Source organism: Chlorogloea sp. CCALA 695, assembly GCF_003003885.1.
In the GTDB taxonomy this organism is placed as follows: domain Bacteria; phylum Cyanobacteriota; class Cyanobacteriia; order Cyanobacteriales; family Chroococcidiopsidaceae; genus Aliterella.
Map to the genome: position 1 here is coordinate 23,401 of NZ_PVWN01000042.1, position 16,856 is coordinate 40,256.

Below are 16,856 nucleotides of genomic sequence, written 5' to 3' on the forward strand. Positions count from 1 at the left end.
ATTTAGGATAGTTAGATGGTTACAACCAATGAATCTGTAAGCATTCCTATCGAAATAACCGTTGCTGAAAAACGTGTTAGTTTCTATAACCTTAGTTGGCAATCTTATGAGCAAATTTTAGCGGCGCTTGGTAACAAACGAGCAGCACGGCTTACTTATTACAAAGGAACTTTAGAAATTGTGAGTCCTTTAGAAGAACATGAAAGCGCTAATAGCTTGATAGGACAACTAATTGAGCTTCTGACTGAAGAACTTAATCTAAATCTCAAAAGCATGGGTTCAACTACCCTAAATAAACCTGAATTAAAAGTCGGCGCAGAACCCGATAAATGTTATTACATTCAAAATGAGCCTGCGGTACGGGGTAAGATAGTAGACTTAGCAATCGATCCTCCGCCAGATTTAATTGTAGAAGTAGATATTACTCATACAGATATTAATAAAACCCAACTGTATCAAGATATGAAAGTGCCAGAGTTTTGGCGCTATAACGGCAAAGCTTTAACTATTTACCTATTAAATGAAGATCGATATATAGAATCAGTTACTAGCCCTACTTTTCCCTTACTAACTAAGTCAAAGATTTACGAATTTTTGGCGCAGTGTAATACTGAAGGCGAAACCCAAACTAAGCTATCTTTCCGTACTTGGCTGCAAGAACAGATGCGATCGCTATAATTTTTAGGATAGTTATCTTGTCTCCTCATGTCTGCATCTATTAATTTATTAAGCGAAAATCGCTGTTTTGACGGTACAGTTGGCTTTTACAACCATCAATCGCAAACCTGTAATAGTGAAATGCGTTTCTCTATTTACCAGCCGCCGCAAGCCTCCTCTCAAAGCGTCCCAGTGCTGTATTTCCTTTCTGGTTTGACTTGTACAGAAGAAAATTTTACTTTCAAAGCAGGGGCGCAACGTTTCGCCGCCCAATATGGTTTGATGCTAGTTGTCCCCGATACTAGCCCGCGCAATACAGGAATAGAATGCGAAAATGAGGATTGGGATTTTGGTAGTGGGGCGAGTTTTTATGTAGATGCGACCCTTGCACCCTGGAAAGCAAACTATCAAATGTACAGCTACATTGTTAAAGAATTACCCGCAATAATTACCGATAATTTTCCAGTACGAGCAGACAAACAAGGCATCTTTGGGCATTCTATGGGCGGTCATGGGGCGCTAGTGTGTGCTTTGAGAAATCAGGAGCTATATAAGTCAGTGTCCGCCCTAGCGCCAATTGTTGCCCCCTTGCGTTCTCCTTGGGTTGATAAAGCTTTTACCAAATACCTCGGAACTAATAGGGAAGCTTGGAAGGAGTATGATGCTACTGAACTTGTGCTTACATCTAATTATCAGCGCCCAATTTTGATTGACCAAGGTGCGGCGGATAAGTATTTAGACCAGCTTCAGCCCCATTTGTTCGAGGAGGCTTGTAAGGCGGTGAAGCAGCCTTTAACTCTGCGTTTTCATCCCGGTTACGATCACAGTTATTACTTTATTGCTACCTTTATTGAAGATCATATTTGCCACCATGCCGCCATTTTGTGTGATTAAATATGCACTATTCATGCTCTTGCTGCGGTTATTTAACATTTACCGAAGTTTGTGGAACGTTTGAAATCTGTCCAGTTTGTTTCTGGGAAGATGATAGTACCCAAAGTAAAGCTCCGAATTATGAAGGCGGAGCTAATGAAATTAGTTTGTTAAAAGCAAGGGAAAACTTTGTAAAATATGGAGCAGTTAAAGAAGAATTTATGGGCAACGTTAGAAAGGCATTGCCTGAAGAAACTCCTTGATGGATAACTATTTGCGGCTTTTCCAGTATCCAGGTTCTCGGCTACAATGCGTTACCGCCAAAATCAGAATATAGTCTTGTTCAACAGTATAGAGAATCATATATGGAAATTTGCGCGTCATACAACGCCGCATATCCTCATTAATCACAAGATAACGAGTGGGATACTCTTTAATTTGATATACTGCATCCTCAATAGAATTAATAAATGCCTGCGCTAACTCAGTTCTTTGTTTTTTGTAGTGTTGAACCGCATCAGCGTACTCTGCTAGGGCTTCAGGGTGAAATACATATTTCATTGCTCAAGTAATAACCTTGCTTGAGACAAAGCTTCATCTCCTGTAACTGTCTGTACAGAGCCGCTTTGCACTTCATCCCGTCTTTTCTTTGCTTCCACGAGCCAAGTTGCCTGAATAATTGGGTCGATATCAAACTCTAAGCTTTCTACTAGCTTTTCTACTAGAATTGCTCTTGATCTACTAGGTAAAGATAATATTTCTTCTGTCAGTTGCTCAATTGACCGCATAACATTTTGCCAAATGCTTAACCAGTGCTTGTATCGTAATAAGTTTAGCCCAAGTCCCAAGAATTAATTAGAAGCGATCGCATTTACTAATTAGTGTAATGCGATCGCCCTGTATCTTTAATTAACTTACAGCAGGTGAAGGCGCTGTTAAGTAGCTAGGTAAAGAGTTTTGTAAGGTTTTGCCATAAAGCGCCAAAGCATTACCGCCTAACAATAGTTCTAAATGTTCACGGTCATAATCGGCAACTTCTGCCGCATCTTTGACACAATTATGCAATACTCCGTCCCAATGTCCGTAGTCTCCAGAGAAACAAGTTAAGTGTTTGCCTATTTCACCCATCGCTACAGGAAGGTAAGCGGGGCCCGGATCGTCGGATTCAAAGGAAGTATAAATTTGTCCTCTATGAAAATACTCCATTGGATCGCGGTGACGTAAGTCGTAATGCTCGTACAAGCTTTCATCATTGATTTTTGCCGGATCGTGTTGAGTATTCCACAATAAGTCAAACATATTCTTTGCTTGACTAATTAAGTTGAAGTTGTTGCTAGTGCCTCTTTCTTGCACCATTAGCTTAGTAAACTCCATCAAAGAAGGGCGATAAGGCTTCTTAGGATCGAAGTCCCGAATCCTTTTTTCCCAATGCTCGTGGAAAGCATGAGCCAAATCTGGCAACCAACCGCAACCACCTTCTAAAAAGCCTACACGCAAAGTAGGGAATTGTTCAAAAGCGCCATCAAAAACCATTCGCGCTAAAGCTAGTTGTTGCTGATTTCTTTGTACAAAAATATGTGTAAGTACAAAAGTTTCCGTATAGTCAGCAATTCCGCCTACCATATACGAACCTGGGCCGCCATGAATACCAAGGGCAATATCTAAGTCTACCGCCGCTTGCAAAATGGGGCGAAAGTCTGGGTGACTGATAGTTTTGCAACTACGTATTTCTGGGAAAGCATCGGGGGCTTTGGGGTGAGGAATGGGCATATTTGGCGCAACTGCTACGCTAATCATGCCTAATTCGTTGATACAACGGTGCATTTCAGCAACAGCTTCGTTGACATCTTGCAGAGGTAAAACACCAATGGGCTTGAGTCTGTTATCGTAGCCTCTACAATCATCCGCTATGTAGCTGTTGTAAGCGCGACAAAGGGCGATCGCGAAGTCTTTATCTAAAATACTCGAAAAGACTAAATTGAGCGTACCGTAAATCACATGAACATCTACCCCTTCGGTGTCCATATGTTCGATGCGTACGCGGTTAAACATTGCCCCTAGCGTTGTGTCGGGGTGTAAGTTGCGAAAACCGCCTTTACCCATCCCTTGGGGCTGCGGAAACATCCGCATATAATCATTTTTGCCCGTTGCTGGATTAAAGTCTACAATCCTTGCTCTTTGGTCGCCGAGACTGTCGATCGCAAGTCCGATGCGATCGCGGTACTCTGGATCTAAATACTCGCGCAATACTAAGGGATTTTCTAACTTGTGGGCATCGGCATCAATGACTTTCAAACCCTGATACATGAATTATCCTCAAAGTCAATAGGTGAAATTTTTTTGCAGCACTCGGTCTAATGTAGCGAAAACAAGCTGTATTAGCTAGTTTTTGGCTGACAAATTTAAAATTAAGCCGTTTTTTGTTGCAAATATTGCCAAACTTGGCGCAAACCAAACCACCGTTGAAACGACCACATTAAGGAGGTAGGAATAGTTACCCAGACAGGGTATTTAGCAAAAGCGGGTTGATTCTTTTCAAAAATAAAGTGTCCGCCTATAGCCAACACTTGCGTTAAAACTAAGCAAACCACCGTCAGCCGCCAATCGTAGAATAAAATGAATGGAGAGGCGATCGCTAAAATATTAGTAATATGGTGCAATAGTTGATTAATGGGGTGCTGGTGACACTGGGCAAAATAAACTTTAGCTTCTTGAAAATAAGTCAAAATAATTCTCCTTTTAGTTGCTAATTTACCACCATCGCAGTTGTAGCAAGTTCCGCTCTGGCTGACTCAATTCCTCTTCTGTTAACCAATCTACCAACTTGTAAGTACCAAAAACTTTATCCCACCAATCTACAGCTAAACCAAAATTGTGATCCCACATTCCGTACTTATGATGAACGTAATGAACGGGCATTTTCATCCAAAAACACTTAGTGGGGTTTTCGTGTTGGAGTTGATGAGCATAAGCGGAGAAAGCAGCGTATGCAAGACTACCCAAAAGCCAGCCAATACCCGCAATCCAAGAGTACAGGAACATCGCCGCGATTAAAACAATAGCTCCTTGGATATAATCTCGAAATTCCCACAGTACACCTTGTCCGATGTTCTTTCGATGGTGTTCTAAGTGACGCGCGCCGACTTTTTTTGAGACGTGCATCAATCGATGCAGCCAATACTCTAATAAACTTGCTAAGACAAAAGCTAAAGTAAAACAAAAAACCGCCAAAGATACGTCTGACGCTTTCAGCATAAATCCTCCTACAGTGTGGATTAGGCATTATTGATTTTTAATCCGATCAAGCTAAATTTTGCAACCTCATAATGGCAAATTTCTTACTTCCCCTTCTAACTACTGTCGCTAATCAAGTTAAAAATAACTTTATCCAAAAAACTCGACAAACAAACGCTGTTCAAGAACAATTTTTGCGAAAGCTACTTTTTGCGTATCAAAATACTGAGCTTGGACGCGCTTACAAAATCGGCGAAATCAAAACTATAGATCAGTTTAGAAGCCGTATTCCCGTTTTACCTTATAGCAGTTACGAGCGATTGTGCGATCGCATTGCCAAAGGAGAACAAAATATTCTTACTAGCGACCCGGTAGTATATTTTAATCTTACTAGCGGTTCTACGAGCAAGCAAAAGCTAATTCCCGTTACTAAACGTTTTCAAAATTCCTTACTTCAACCCAATCTCACCAGCATCGGCTTTTTACAGGAAGCCTTGAAATCCCAAGGGCGCAAATTTGGCAAACTTCTAGCCACAAATTCCGTCCAACTTGTCGGGACAACTAGCGGCGGTATTGACTACGGGACTGCAAGTGTGGGAGTTTTACGCATGGGAAAGTTTGTCTACGAACAACTATTTGCTCATCCTTACGAAACTTTGCAGCCTGCCGATAGTTTAGCTCGTCATTATATTTGCTTGTTATTTGCTTTAGCAAACCCCAATTTGCGCGGAATTGGGGCAAATTTTCCGATGTTGGTATTGCGAATCTGCAACTATTTAGAGCTTTACACCGAAGACTTAATTAAGGATTTGGAAACCGGAAAAATCGCTAGTTGGTTAAGTTTAGAGCCAGAAGTTCGCGCCCTTTTAGAACGACAAATAGTGGCAAACCCCCGTCGCGCCGCGCAATTAAGAGAAATTTACAAGTCTCATGGCATCTTGACTCCAAAACTTGCTTGGTCTAACCTATCTTTTGTGGCTACGGCGCGGGGCGGCACGTCTGATTTTTACTTTGAGCGATTTCCTACTTACTTTGAGGATACACCGGGTTTTGGAGCGGTTTATTCCTCCGCCGAAGGCACGTTTAGCATTAACCACGCTCTCAATACCGATGGTAGTATTTTAGCGATTGAAAGTGGCTTTTTTGAGTTTATCCCCCAAGACCAATGGGAAGCGGCTCATCCCCAAACTTTACTCGCAACAGAAGTTAAACCGGGGGAACTTTACCGGATTTTAGTGACTAATTACAGTGGCTTTTACCGTTACGATATTGGCGATGTGGTTGAAGTTGTGGGTTTTTACGAGCAAGCGCCGTTGCTCGTATTTCGCTATCGTCGCGGTGGGTTGATTTCCTCTACTACAGAAAAAACTACCGAGTTTCATGTAACTAAAGTAATGCAAGACTTGCAGCAAAAATTCTCTGTACTTTTAGAAGATTTTTGTATAACTTTATCCGACGAGACACTTCCGCCTTCTTACCTTGTCAACATTGAACTCGCGCCTGGTGAAATCTTAGAAGATTATTCAGGATTTTTAACAGCTTTCGATCTATTGCTGCAAGAAAATAATACTTCCTACGCAATTAAACGTCCCGATCCTATTCCCTCCCCACGCTTGCGAGTGCTTGCGTTGGGAAGCTTTGCGATTGTACGTCAGCGTCAGTTGCTTAAAGGCATTCCCGATTCTCAACTAAAATTTCCGCATATCAGCGATGATCGCAATTTTCTATCAGGGTTAAAGGTAGAGCAAGAAATTAGACTTGATTAACCATCTTGACTCAACAACATTAAAACTCCCGCCGTAATCGCCACAAGCGCCGCCCCATAAAAAACTGTTTCTAATCCACCATAATTAAACATTGGTCTAAGAATAATTGGAGATAAAAACTGTCCCAAAAACCCCGCTCCTGTACCCGCCGCTAAAACACTCGATCGCAAATTGGGGATAGCAAGATTGGCTAAAGCGCTATAAACGTTGGGTAACACTAGCCCAAACCCTACACCAAACAAAATCGCCGTGAAAATAATGGGGCCGATTGTGTGCAGTAAAGGTATAAGTATCAATGTTATAGCCATCAATGTACAGCCCATTGCGATCGCCCTAGGCAACCCCAATTTCTGCGCCACCCCTTTGCTCCCAAAAGCGGAAATAGCCGCCGCTCCGATGGCTCTTGAAGCTAAGACAACACCGTTTAAAACTGCCCCCGCCCCAATTGTGGTTTTGAGGTAAAGCGGCGCGTAAATCACCACTGCATACATGGCAACAGATACCAATAGCAACGTAAGTAACAACCATAAAGTTTGAGGTTGTCTTAAAACTTGGCTTAATTTGTAGTTTATTTCCTTTGCCAGGGCTGGTTTTTTGTCTTTCCTCAAAACTACCCTTGCTAAAATAGCTAAAGGCAGTCCTAAAGCGTAAAGATAAAAAGTATATTGCCAGTTATTAGCCCCCACGAAGCCCCCAAGAAGCGGGAACAAAATTCCTGTAATTGTTAGGGTGCTGGTAGCGTAGCCTAGTGCTACACTTCGGGACTCTCCTTCGTAGTTACTGCCTAATAACCCCAAACTAGCGGCGGCGATTCCTCCACTAGCTGCGCCAATCAAACCCCGCGTCACTAATAAGGGGATAAAACTGGACATAAAAGCTCCCGCTACCCCAAATAGAGCGTAACAAAATAGCGAAGCAACTAACACTTTTACTCGCCCTAGGCGGTCTGCCAGAATGCCCAATAAAGGGCTAAACAAAGCCAAGGTGAGACAATGGACGCTAACTAAATTGGCAGCCAGTCCCGGATCTAGTTGGAGTTGTTGTACTATATCGGGTAGAACCGGGGCGATTACACCCCCCGCCATAGTAGTTAGGGAACCAGATGCTAAAAGGATTAATAACTTAGGATCGTTTAGTTTCAAAAAATTATCGCTCGTTTTGTCTACAGTCAAAATAGGTGTATAAATTTTTACAACGCCAGTATAGATCGCTGACTTACAGATCTATATTTTGACTAAAAAAATCCTTAACGCTAAATTTTGTCATAGAAGTTGTCAACAATACCGATAATGAAGCAACTAGCCCCAAATTTAACTAGCCAAGTAGTCGAAAATAATGTCCGCGAAGTAGGTATAAATCCTAACTATTGGTATGCGGTAGGGTGGGCAGACAGACTAAAAATTGGGGAAATCATGCCTGTGGTTATTTGGTCACAGGCGATCGCAATTTACCGCGACGAACTAGGTCAAATCCATGCCCTAGAGGACGCGTGTCCCCACAAAGGCGTTGCCCTCCATCAGGGTGCAGTAACGGGCTGTAATCTTGCTTGTGGGTATCATGGGTGGGAATTTAACGGCGAAGGGGATTGTGTCAATATTCCCTACTTACCCAAAACCCAAAAGCTACCCCGCGCCCAAACCCGTAGTTATCCAGTAGAGGAAAAATATAATGTAATTTGGCTATTTCCGGGCGATCGCGCTTTAGCTAACACCCAAAACTTACCAGATATTCCCGAACTCAGTCAAAAAGAATGGTTAGTAGTTCCTTTGTCTGCCCACTTTCAGGCACATTTTTCAATCTGCAATGAAAATACTATGGATGTATTTCATGGCTTTTTGCACCAAAAATTACAAGGTTGGTTCGATCCGGTACTTGTAAACTTGCGCGAGACAGAAACCGCCGTTTGCGCCGATTATCAAGTTTCCTATCGCGGGTGGATGGCTAAATTTTTGGGACTAAGCGAAAAAGCCGACCAAGTTACAACTTTACCCGTAGCAGTTCAGTATCATTACCCTAACTACTACACAACTTTGCAAGGAGTTTCTAGCCTGTACCTTTTTAGATTGCCCGTAAGTGCTACAGAAAGTAGGTCTTTTGCGTTGTTTTTCTTTAAAGTTCGTCTACCGCAGTCAATTTTAAAACCGTTACAGCCATTGTTACAAAAGCTGCTAAGGCGTTTAGTATTAGAGAAATTTTTAGCTCAAGATATAGAGATGATTGAAAGCGAACAACGGACTTATTTAGCTAACCGCGATCGCCGTTACGTCGAAATCAACCCAGCAATCATTGCTATTCAACGATTAATTGTGCGACAGTACGAACAATTTTTACAACAATCTAGTCAAAAAAAATGAAAGATAAATTTATGCAAAGACATTCCGATAAAATGTTTTTACTAGATAAATTTCTTAATAAACAGTATCATGTGTTCTCTAATAAGGCTTTTGCTAAAGACTAGATAGCAAATATAGAGCCAGCGAGAATCTATTGAGCTACAAACAATCGGCTATTTGGTAAAAGGTGAGGGGAGTAAGTTAGTGCAAGTTATCAAAGAGTATGTTCAACGCTGGTATGAAAGTGGACTCGAGCCTGAGGAGTATATTTGTCATCAAAAGCAAGGAAACTTAGTAGAAATTGAAGAAGCAGCTACCGGAAGTCGCCAAACTGCTCTGACTTTTTGTACTAATGATGTATTAGGGCTAGTTCATAACGAAGCTGTAAAGCAAGCGGCAATAGACGCAATTATTCAGTATGGCACGTCTAATAGCTCTTGCTCGGTTTTGAGCGGTCGCATTGACCTACATAGACAGCTAGAAGCAGAAATATCTGATTTTAAGCATCTACCCCATACCCAACTATTTCTCAATGCTTGGATGGCGATGCAAGCGTTGATGGATGCCTTTTGTCACTTGGCAATTCCCGTACCAGGGTTTACTCATACTCGCGAAACTTTGATTTTGACCGATGTGCTAAATCACGGCTGTATTGTTTCGGCAGTTGTTAATGCTGGAACTCGGTCGGGTAAGGTGTTTGGGCATAGTCCCAACGTTAGAGTAAAAGCTTATCGTCACTGCGACGTAGAAGACTTGGCGCGCAAGTTACGCAGGTATGTCCGCCCAGGTGATCGCATTATGGTAGTTTCTGATGCCGTATTCTCAATGGATGGAGATATTGCCCCGCTCCCAGCCATGATAGAGGTGATGCAAAACTATCCTGGTAGCGTGCTATTAATGGACGAAGCCCACGCAAGCGGCTCGATAGGAGCTACCGGACGCGGCATTTACGAGCATTTTGGTATTTTACCTAGCCATGCAATTGAAAAGGGCATTATCCCCCTGATTATGACTACTTTTTCTAAGTTTGCCGCTTCGGCGGGTGCAGCAATTAGCACTCATGTTAGGGAACTAATCCCGTTACTAAACGTATCGCCTACTTCTATTGGCACAATTTCTTTACCGCCACCTTTAGCAGGAGCAGCTTTAGAGAGCATTCGACAAGTGCGGAAATCACCCGAAATAGTACAGCAATTGCAAGCAAATACTCAATACTTGCGATCACGTTTAACTGAGCGTGGTTTTACAGCTATTGGCGAAACTAACGTAATTCCCGTCATTTTACCGCCTGAAATTAATCCAAAAATGTTTGGCAAACAAATGATGGTTAATTACGGTCTTTGGGTGTCGCCGATTTGGTTTATAGCCAAGCCTCGCATCCGTATTACCGTTAATGCCCTCCATACTCAGCAGGAAATGGATCGTTTGGTTGCCGGAATGGTAGCAACTAGAGATTTGTTGTATGAACCAACAATTAGTGCTTAATTGGTGATGGGTAATTGGTAATTGGTAATCAACTATTAGTTCTTAATTAGTTAACTGTTGGCTAATAACTAACAGCTTATTAACCAAATTTATTTGTGTCAAACTCAAATTTTCAGATCCGGGCAGTAACAAACAAAGCCGACAGCGAGATATTTTTAGATGTCCCTAGTCGGGTATATAAGGGCGATGCTAACTGGGTTCCACCAATCCGGAGCGGCGTTGCCAAACAATTTGCCCCAGAAAATTCATTTTTTCAGTATGGCAAGTTGCAACAGTTTATAGCCGTATCTCCCAGTAATGAGCCTTTGGGCAGAATAGTTGCTGCTGTTAACCATCGTTTAATTGAAACTGAAGGTAAAGATGTTGGGTTGTTTGGCTATTTTGAGTGTGTAGAAGACTATGCGATCGCTCAAGCGTTGCTAAAATCTGCCCGTAAATGGCTGCAAGATCAAGGTATGGCAGTTATTAGAGGGCCCATCGATTTATCTACTCATAACAACTGTTTGTTTTTAGTTGATGGCTTCGATTCGCCACCAATGATTTTGATGCCCTATAATCCGCGTTATTATCCAGAATTTATGCAGCTTGATGGCTGGAATAAAGCAAAAGATGCCTATGCTTACGAATTACCCATCGGTGCAGGATTATCAGAAGAATTTACAAAGGCGCATAGAATTGCTTGCAAATCTGGCGTTAACTTTCGGCTAATTAGAACCAAAGGCGCAGCTTTTGAGGAAGATTGCCACAACCTTTACAATTTGCTCAATGCCGCCTATTCAAACAACTGGAGTTATACGCCGCGCACCGAAGAAGAATTTTTAGCTGAGGCTAAATCCTTACAAAGTATAGTAGATCCCGACGCTTTCCCGATTGCTGAATATGAAGGGAAGATGATTGGCTGTTTTGTGGGATTGCCAGACTACAATATGGTGCTAAAACATCTAGGCGGAAAACTAGATTGGCTAGGAACTTTAAAATTTCTGTGGTATCGGCGACAAATAAATAGAGGGAGAGTAGCTTTAGTTTGCGCGTTGCCCGAATATCGCCGCAAAATGGTGGCAGCAGCTTTAATCTATTTAGGAATGCAAGGCGTACTTAAGGAAGGAAAACCTTACAAAGATTGCGAACTTTCTTGGGTGTATGAAGATAATTACCCATCTCGCAAATTGATCGAAGCTTGCGGAGCCAAAATTTATAAAACCTATCGCATTTACGAAAAAGCTTTATGAAAGCGCTAGTTACTGGGGCGAATGGGTTTACAGGTTCTCACTTAGTAAAAGTTTTAGTAAATAATGGCGATCGCGTTATTGGTTTAGTTAGAAAGTCGAGCAACTTAGATCGTTTAGCTAATTGTGACATTGAGCTAGTCTATGGAGACATTACAGATTCCGCCGCCTTACAGCAAGCGATCTCCGGGGTAGATGTAGTTTTTCATACCGCCGCCTATGTAGAGATAGGAATTGTCAACGAAAAAGAAATGGAGCGAGTAAACGTAGAAGGAACCCGCACCGTGTTAGAAGTTGCCAAAGCTTGCAATGTTAGTAAAATAGTTTATTGCAGTACCATCGGCATATTTGGTGATACTGGGGGGCAAGCTATTAATGAAGGATTTAAACGTACTCAACAAGGCTTTTCTTCAGCTTACGATCGCACAAAGTACCTTGCTCAAGAATTAGTCGATAGTTTTGCATCCCAAGGATTGCCCGTAGTAAGCATTTTGCCTTCTGGCATTTTTGGCGCAGACGATCCACATTTTCGCCCTATATTGCAGCAATTTATCAACAGAAAGCTAAAACTGTGGGCAGGAGGAAGTCGCGTTACGGGCATTGTTCATGTAGACGACTTAGCCGCCGCGATGATTCTAGCCGCCGAAAAAGGCATTAATGGAGACAAATACATTATTTCCGCCGGAGACTTAACAACGAAAGAAATGTTTGCAACCATGGCAAGCTTTACAGGCATTCCCGCACCCCGCGAAGCCCCTAAATGGTTAGTTAGGCTTGCCGGAAACCTGTTAGATCCTTTAGGGAGGTTATTTAAATTTCAACCACCTCTAAGCCGGGAAAGAGTGCATTATATATACGATCGCTGCGTGAGAGTATATGCTACTAAAGCCCGTACAGAATTAGACTGGCAACCCCGCTCGGTGACAGAAACTTTAAAAGAATTAGTTACTCTTTGAGCGTCCCATCTTCCAAATAAGTAACGCTATCAGCGACATCAATAATACGCGGATCGTGCGTCACCATCAGCACTGTACAACCTTGCTCTTTCGCCAAAGCACGCAATAATTCAATTACTGAATGTCCGCTTTTTGAATCCAACGCCGCCGTTGGTTCGTCTGCCATAATTAATTGAGGAGAACCTGCTAAAGCCCGCGCGATCGCTACTCGTTGTTTTTGTCCTCCAGATAAATCGCTGGGTTTTTGCTCTGCCTGATTTTCTAAGCCTACTTGCCCTAATAGCACCTGTGCTTGATGCTTTGCAGTTTTTCTATTTATTCCCTGAATATTTAGCGCCACTTCAATGTTTTCGCTGGCGGTGAGTGCGGGAAATAAGTTGAAATTTTGAAAAATAAAGCCAATATTTTGCTGTCTAAATTTCGCTAATTTTTGGCGAGACATACTTGTAATATCTTCACCTAATAAACTTACTTTCCCTCTAGTTGGTGTCATCAACCCAGCCAAAATAGAGAGCAAAGTAGTTTTACCCGAACCCGACGGGCCCATTAGTAACTGAATATTGCCTTTGGGAATTGCTAAATCTATACCTTTCAATATTTGAAAGCATCGTTTTTGAGATTTAAACTCCATTTCCACACCCTTAGCAACAATTACTTTACTTTGGGTAGTAACCAAATCAATACCTAGAGCTTCAATTTGATTAGGAAAATTTTTAAACTTAGCAGCAGTCATTTATTTACTATTTTTGGTGGGTAATATTGAAGCGCCAGATAAAACTGTGCCATTGTAAGAAATATGAATTATTATTACTTTTCTCGATCCTAACAGCTAATTGGTGTGGACAGTTAGAGCTTCTGGCATACCTAATCAAGCGGATATTTCAATTTGTTGCAATCCGATTTTTTAGCGACTAGGCTTTGAATACCGACGCTGGATCGAGGTGCATAACTTTTTGAATAGCAAAAACTCCCGACCCTACACACATTACTACCGTGATTCCCAAAACTGCGATCGCAATAGTAGGTGTAATTAAAATCAAGATCCCCTGACTTGCCAGCGTCCAAGCCGATACCCCCCAACAAAGCGCCATACTTGGCAAGTAGCCCAAAATTGCCATCCATAAAGCTTGTTCGAGAATTACACTATAGATAGTAAAATCGGACGCTCCCATTGCTTTTAAAGTTCCAAACTCTTTGAGGCGATCGGATACTGAGGCGTAAAGAATTTGTCCGACAATAATACCCCCAACGATTACACCTACCACTGCACCCAAAGCCAAAATAAAACCAATACCCGTCCTTTGTTGCCAAAAAGCTTGAGTTCTTTGCATTAATTCGGCGTGAGTATAGGCGCTAGTATTAGGTAAAGCGGCAATTAATCTTCGCTTCAATGCTGCTAAGTCTTGCCCTTTTTGAGCGCGAATTAAGACAAAAGTAATTGTATCTGCGGAAGTTAGCCTTTTAGGGGCAATAGCATTAGGATCGGCTTTGATGTAGCTATTGGTACATTTAAGGTCTTCCGAGTCTGATGGCAATCGACAGGATAAATTAGTAGTTTGCCCAGAATTAGCATAGGCGTTGGCGTTTTCTAAAGATGTAAATATATAAGGATTGGAAATAATCGAGCGATTGCCTGTAGTTAAACCGACTAATTGAATAGATAAAGTGCTAAGTTCAGCGCGATCGCCAATTTTATTGAGATTTAAAGACTTTAAGTTAGAAGCGTCTACTATTGCTGTGTAAGGATCTTTGAGCTTAGTGATATTTCCTTGAGTAACGTTTTGAGGTATAAATAGCTGCCCATTAGGGTCAAATCCAATAATTCTAGCTAAAGAAATCTCATTGTTGTTACGCCATACACCAGTTTTAACAATCAAGGCTTCAGCGCTTTCTACTCCTACAACTTGGCGAGAAAGACTTAAATTAGTTAGCGGAATTGGTAAAGTTAGTTCAAGATGTACCAAATTTTCCGACGCTACCCAAATATCTGCCGAAGAATTGGTCATTAACTGCGCTGTAGAGCGCGTAAAGCCGTTGAAAATCCCTGTTTGAATCGTAACTAAGCTCACAGCAAACATAATTCCAGCTTGAGCGACAAGAAAGCGGGGAATATCCTCAAGCAAATGTTTACGAGCAATAGAAACCATAGCACCAATTGCGGATTACTAATATCCTAATTTAAAAGACCATTGCCATAGTATCAGGGCAAAATGCACCGATACTTAATGAAACTCAAAATTAATTGGTGCAACTATGGGTTCACAATATTTTTGAGCAAAGCCGATTACAGCAAAAAATATGTCTGAGTCAAATATTGAATCAATCTTGCAAGAAAAGCGCTTATTTCCTCCAACGGCGGCGTTTTCCCAAAATGCCCAAATTAAAAGCTTAGAGGAGTATCAGCAATTATGCGATCGCGCAAAGAGCGATCCACAAAAGTTTTGGGCAGAACTTGCCGAACAAGAACTACACTGGTTTCAAAAGTGGGATACCGTATTAGATTGGCAGCCACCTTTTGCCAAATGGTTTGTAGGCGGTAAAACAAATATTTCTTACAACTGCTTAGATCGTCATTTGACAACTTGGCGCAAAAATAAAGCAGCGTTAATTTGGGAAGGAGAACCCGGCGATTCGCGTACCCTTACTTATGCCCAGTTGCACCTTGAAGTTTGTCAGTTTGCCAATGTTTTAAAGCAATTGGGAGTAGTTAAAGGCGATCGCGTGGGAATTTATATGCCGATGATCCCGGAAGCTGCGATCGCCATGTTAGCCTGTGCCAGAATAGGCGCGGCTCATAGCGTAGTTTTTGGCGGTTTTAGTGCTGAAGCTTTGCGCGACAGATTAATTGATGTCGAGGCTAAAGTAGTCATTACTGCCGATGGTGGTTGGCGCAAGGGTGCGATCGTGCCTCTAAAAGAACAAGTAGATAAAGCTTTAGCTAATAATGCTGTACCCACCGTTAGCAGCGTTTTAGTAGTGCAACGGACAAAGCAAGCGGTAGAAATGCAGCCACGGGATTTTTGGTGGCACGAATTGCAAAAAACTGTGTCTGCTGACTGTCCTGCTGAACCAATGGACAGCGAAGATATGCTGTTTGTACTCTACACTTCTGGAAGTACAGGAAAGCCTAAAGGAGTTGTCCACACAACGGGCGGCTACAACCTCTACACCCACATTACTACAAAATGGATTTTCGACCTGCAAGACACAGATGTTTACTGGTGTACTGCCGATGTGGGATGGATTACAGGACACAGTTATATAGTTTATGGGCCACTTTCCAACGGTGCAACTACGTTGATGTATGAAGGCGCTCCCCGTGCCTCAAACCCTGGTTGTATGTGGGATATAATCGAAAAGTACGGCGTTACCGTTTTCTATACCGCCCCTACAGCAATTAGAGCTTTTATTAAAATGGGCGAACAGTTGCCCAACGCCCGAAATCTATCTTCGTTGCGTCTATTAGGGACTGTAGGAGAACCTATTAACCCCGAAGCTTGGATTTGGTATCAACAAGTAATTGGCGGCGGTATCTGCCCGATTGTCGATACTTGGTGGCAAACTGAAACCGGGGGAATTATGATTACGCCTTTGCCGGGGGCGATCGCCACTAAACCCGGTTCGGCTACTCGTCCTTTTCCTGGAATTATGGCGGATGTAGTCGATCTTGAAGGTAATCCCGTCGGCGATAACGAAGGGGGTTACTTAGTTATTCGCCACCCTTGGCCAGGGATGATGCGGACGGTTTACGGCGATGATGAGCGTTTCCGGCGCACTTATTGGGAGCATATACCCCCCACTAACGGGCAGTACGTTTACTTTGCTGGAGATGGCGCAAGACGGGACGAAGATGGCTATTTTTGGGTAATGGGACGAGTAGATGATGTCCTCAACGTCTCTGGACACCGCTTAGGGACGATGGAAGTTGAGTCGGCTTTAGTGTCTCATCCTGCCGTAGCCGAGGCTGCGGTAGTCAGCAAGCCTGATGAAATTAAAGGTGAGGAGATAGTTGCTTTTGTTACTTTAGAAGGCACTTACAGCCCTAGTGATGAACTAAGTAAAGAACTTAAACAGCACGTAGTTAAAGAAATTGGCGCGATCGCCCGTCCGGGAGTTATTCGTTTTACTGATTCTTTGCCTAAAACTCGTTCTGGTAAAATTATGCGGCGCTTACTGCGAAGCTTGGCTTCGGGGCAAGAAATTACTGGCGATACTTCTACTTTAGAAGATCGCGGGGTACTCGATAAGCTGCGCGGCGAAGGTTAAACTTTTGGGGCTTGTTTAGGAAAAACCGAATATGGGGGGTCTGCCCCCCAAACCCCCCAT

17 protein-coding genes are annotated in these 16,856 nt (G+C 42.5%); 9 read left to right on the forward strand and 8 right to left on the reverse strand.

Annotated features, from left to right (window positions below):
* Positions 1 to 15: 15 nt before the first annotated feature.
* The 3 genes from C7B70_RS17925 to C7B70_RS17935 are packed head-to-tail and all read left to right on the forward strand — an operon-like array spanning position 16 to position 1,793.
* Complete coding sequence (locus C7B70_RS17925; RefSeq protein WP_106370366.1) at positions 16 to 678, forward strand: Uma2 family endonuclease; 663 nt, start codon at positions 16 to 18, stop codon at positions 676 to 678.
* A gap of 27 nt (positions 679 to 705) precedes the next feature.
* The gene (gene fghA / locus C7B70_RS17930; protein ID WP_106370367.1) at positions 706 to 1,551 is read left to right on the forward strand and encodes an S-formylglutathione hydrolase; all 846 of its coding nucleotides are present in this window, start codon (positions 706 to 708) and stop codon (positions 1,549 to 1,551) included.
* Between the two features lie 2 nt (positions 1,552 to 1,553).
* Positions 1,554 to 1,793, forward strand: a complete 240-nt coding sequence (locus C7B70_RS17935; protein ID WP_106370368.1) for a CPCC family cysteine-rich protein — start codon at positions 1,554 to 1,556, stop codon at positions 1,791 to 1,793.
* A gap of 7 nt (positions 1,794 to 1,800) precedes the next feature.
* Here C7B70_RS17935 and C7B70_RS17940 read toward each other — a convergent pair whose 3' ends face one another.
* The 5 genes from C7B70_RS17940 to C7B70_RS17960 form a co-directional block, all read right to left on the reverse strand.
* Positions 1,801 to 2,091 (reverse strand): type II toxin-antitoxin system RelE/ParE family toxin, encoded by a 291-nt coding sequence (locus C7B70_RS17940; RefSeq protein WP_106370369.1) that lies wholly within the window; start codon positions 2,089 to 2,091, stop codon positions 1,801 to 1,803.
* Entirely contained in the window at positions 2,088 to 2,318 is a 231-nt protein-coding gene (locus C7B70_RS17945; RefSeq protein ID WP_106370384.1) for an addiction module protein, read from the reverse strand. The genes C7B70_RS17940 and C7B70_RS17945 overlap by 4 nt, the downstream gene beginning before the upstream one ends.
* 121 nt (positions 2,319 to 2,439) lie before the next feature.
* Positions 2,440 to 3,837 (reverse strand): amidohydrolase family protein, encoded by a 1,398-nt coding sequence (locus C7B70_RS17950; protein ID WP_106370370.1) that lies wholly within the window; start codon positions 3,835 to 3,837, stop codon positions 2,440 to 2,442.
* Between the two features lie 101 nt (positions 3,838 to 3,938).
* The gene (locus C7B70_RS17955; RefSeq protein WP_106370371.1) at positions 3,939 to 4,256 is read right to left on the reverse strand and encodes an Mpo1-like protein; all 318 of its coding nucleotides are present in this window, start codon (positions 4,254 to 4,256) and stop codon (positions 3,939 to 3,941) included.
* Positions 4,257 to 4,281: 25 nt separating this feature from the next.
* Entirely contained in the window at positions 4,282 to 4,785 is a 504-nt protein-coding gene (locus C7B70_RS17960; protein ID WP_106370372.1) for a sterol desaturase family protein, read from the reverse strand.
* A gap of 71 nt (positions 4,786 to 4,856) precedes the next feature.
* Here C7B70_RS17960 and C7B70_RS17965 point away from each other — a divergent pair, with 71 nt between their 5' ends.
* Positions 4,857 to 6,530, forward strand: a complete 1,674-nt coding sequence (locus C7B70_RS17965) for a GH3 auxin-responsive promoter family protein (RefSeq protein WP_106370373.1) — start codon at positions 4,857 to 4,859, stop codon at positions 6,528 to 6,530.
* On the opposite strand, the gene C7B70_RS17970 is transcribed toward C7B70_RS17965, so the two are convergent.
* On the reverse strand, positions 6,527 to 7,672 hold the full coding sequence (locus tag C7B70_RS17970) for an MFS transporter (RefSeq protein ID WP_233220982.1): 1,146 nt from the start codon (positions 7,670 to 7,672) through the stop codon (positions 6,527 to 6,529). The genes C7B70_RS17965 and C7B70_RS17970 overlap by 4 nt on opposite strands.
* Before the next feature lie 147 nt (positions 7,673 to 7,819).
* On the opposite strand from C7B70_RS17970, the gene C7B70_RS17975 reads away from it, so the two are divergent.
* The 4 genes from C7B70_RS17975 (at position 7,820) to C7B70_RS17990 (ending at position 12,530) form a co-directional block, all read left to right on the forward strand.
* The gene (locus tag C7B70_RS17975) at positions 7,820 to 8,884 is read left to right on the forward strand and encodes an aromatic ring-hydroxylating dioxygenase subunit alpha (RefSeq protein ID WP_106370375.1); all 1,065 of its coding nucleotides are present in this window, start codon (positions 7,820 to 7,822) and stop codon (positions 8,882 to 8,884) included.
* Between the two features lie 183 nt (positions 8,885 to 9,067).
* On the forward strand, positions 9,068 to 10,348 hold the full coding sequence (locus tag C7B70_RS17980) for an aminotransferase class I/II-fold pyridoxal phosphate-dependent enzyme (protein ID WP_106370376.1): 1,281 nt from the start codon (positions 9,068 to 9,070) through the stop codon (positions 10,346 to 10,348).
* A gap of 95 nt (positions 10,349 to 10,443) precedes the next feature.
* The gene (locus C7B70_RS17985; protein WP_106370377.1) at positions 10,444 to 11,577 is read left to right on the forward strand and encodes a GNAT family N-acetyltransferase; all 1,134 of its coding nucleotides are present in this window, start codon (positions 10,444 to 10,446) and stop codon (positions 11,575 to 11,577) included.
* Positions 11,574 to 12,530: an NAD-dependent epimerase/dehydratase family protein gene (locus tag C7B70_RS17990; RefSeq protein WP_106370378.1), complete on the forward strand. Its 957-nt coding sequence runs from the start codon at positions 11,574 to 11,576 to the stop codon at positions 12,528 to 12,530. Before C7B70_RS17985 ends, C7B70_RS17990 begins: the two co-directional genes overlap by 4 nt.
* Here the strand turns inward: C7B70_RS17990 and C7B70_RS17995 are convergent.
* Positions 12,520 to 13,263: an ABC transporter ATP-binding protein gene (locus C7B70_RS17995; protein ID WP_106370379.1), complete on the reverse strand. Its 744-nt coding sequence runs from the start codon at positions 13,261 to 13,263 to the stop codon at positions 12,520 to 12,522. The genes C7B70_RS17990 and C7B70_RS17995 overlap by 11 nt on opposite strands.
* Before the next feature lie 178 nt (positions 13,264 to 13,441).
* Complete coding sequence (locus C7B70_RS18000; protein WP_106370380.1) at positions 13,442 to 14,677, reverse strand: FtsX-like permease family protein; 1,236 nt, start codon at positions 14,675 to 14,677, stop codon at positions 13,442 to 13,444.
* Positions 14,678 to 14,828: 151 nt separating this feature from the next.
* Here C7B70_RS18000 and acs point away from each other — a divergent pair, with 151 nt between their 5' ends.
* Positions 14,829 to 16,796, forward strand: coding sequence for an acetate--CoA ligase (gene acs, locus C7B70_RS18005; protein WP_106370381.1), 1,968 nt, complete (start codon positions 14,829 to 14,831; stop codon positions 16,794 to 16,796).
* Positions 16,797 to 16,856 lie beyond the last annotated feature (60 nt).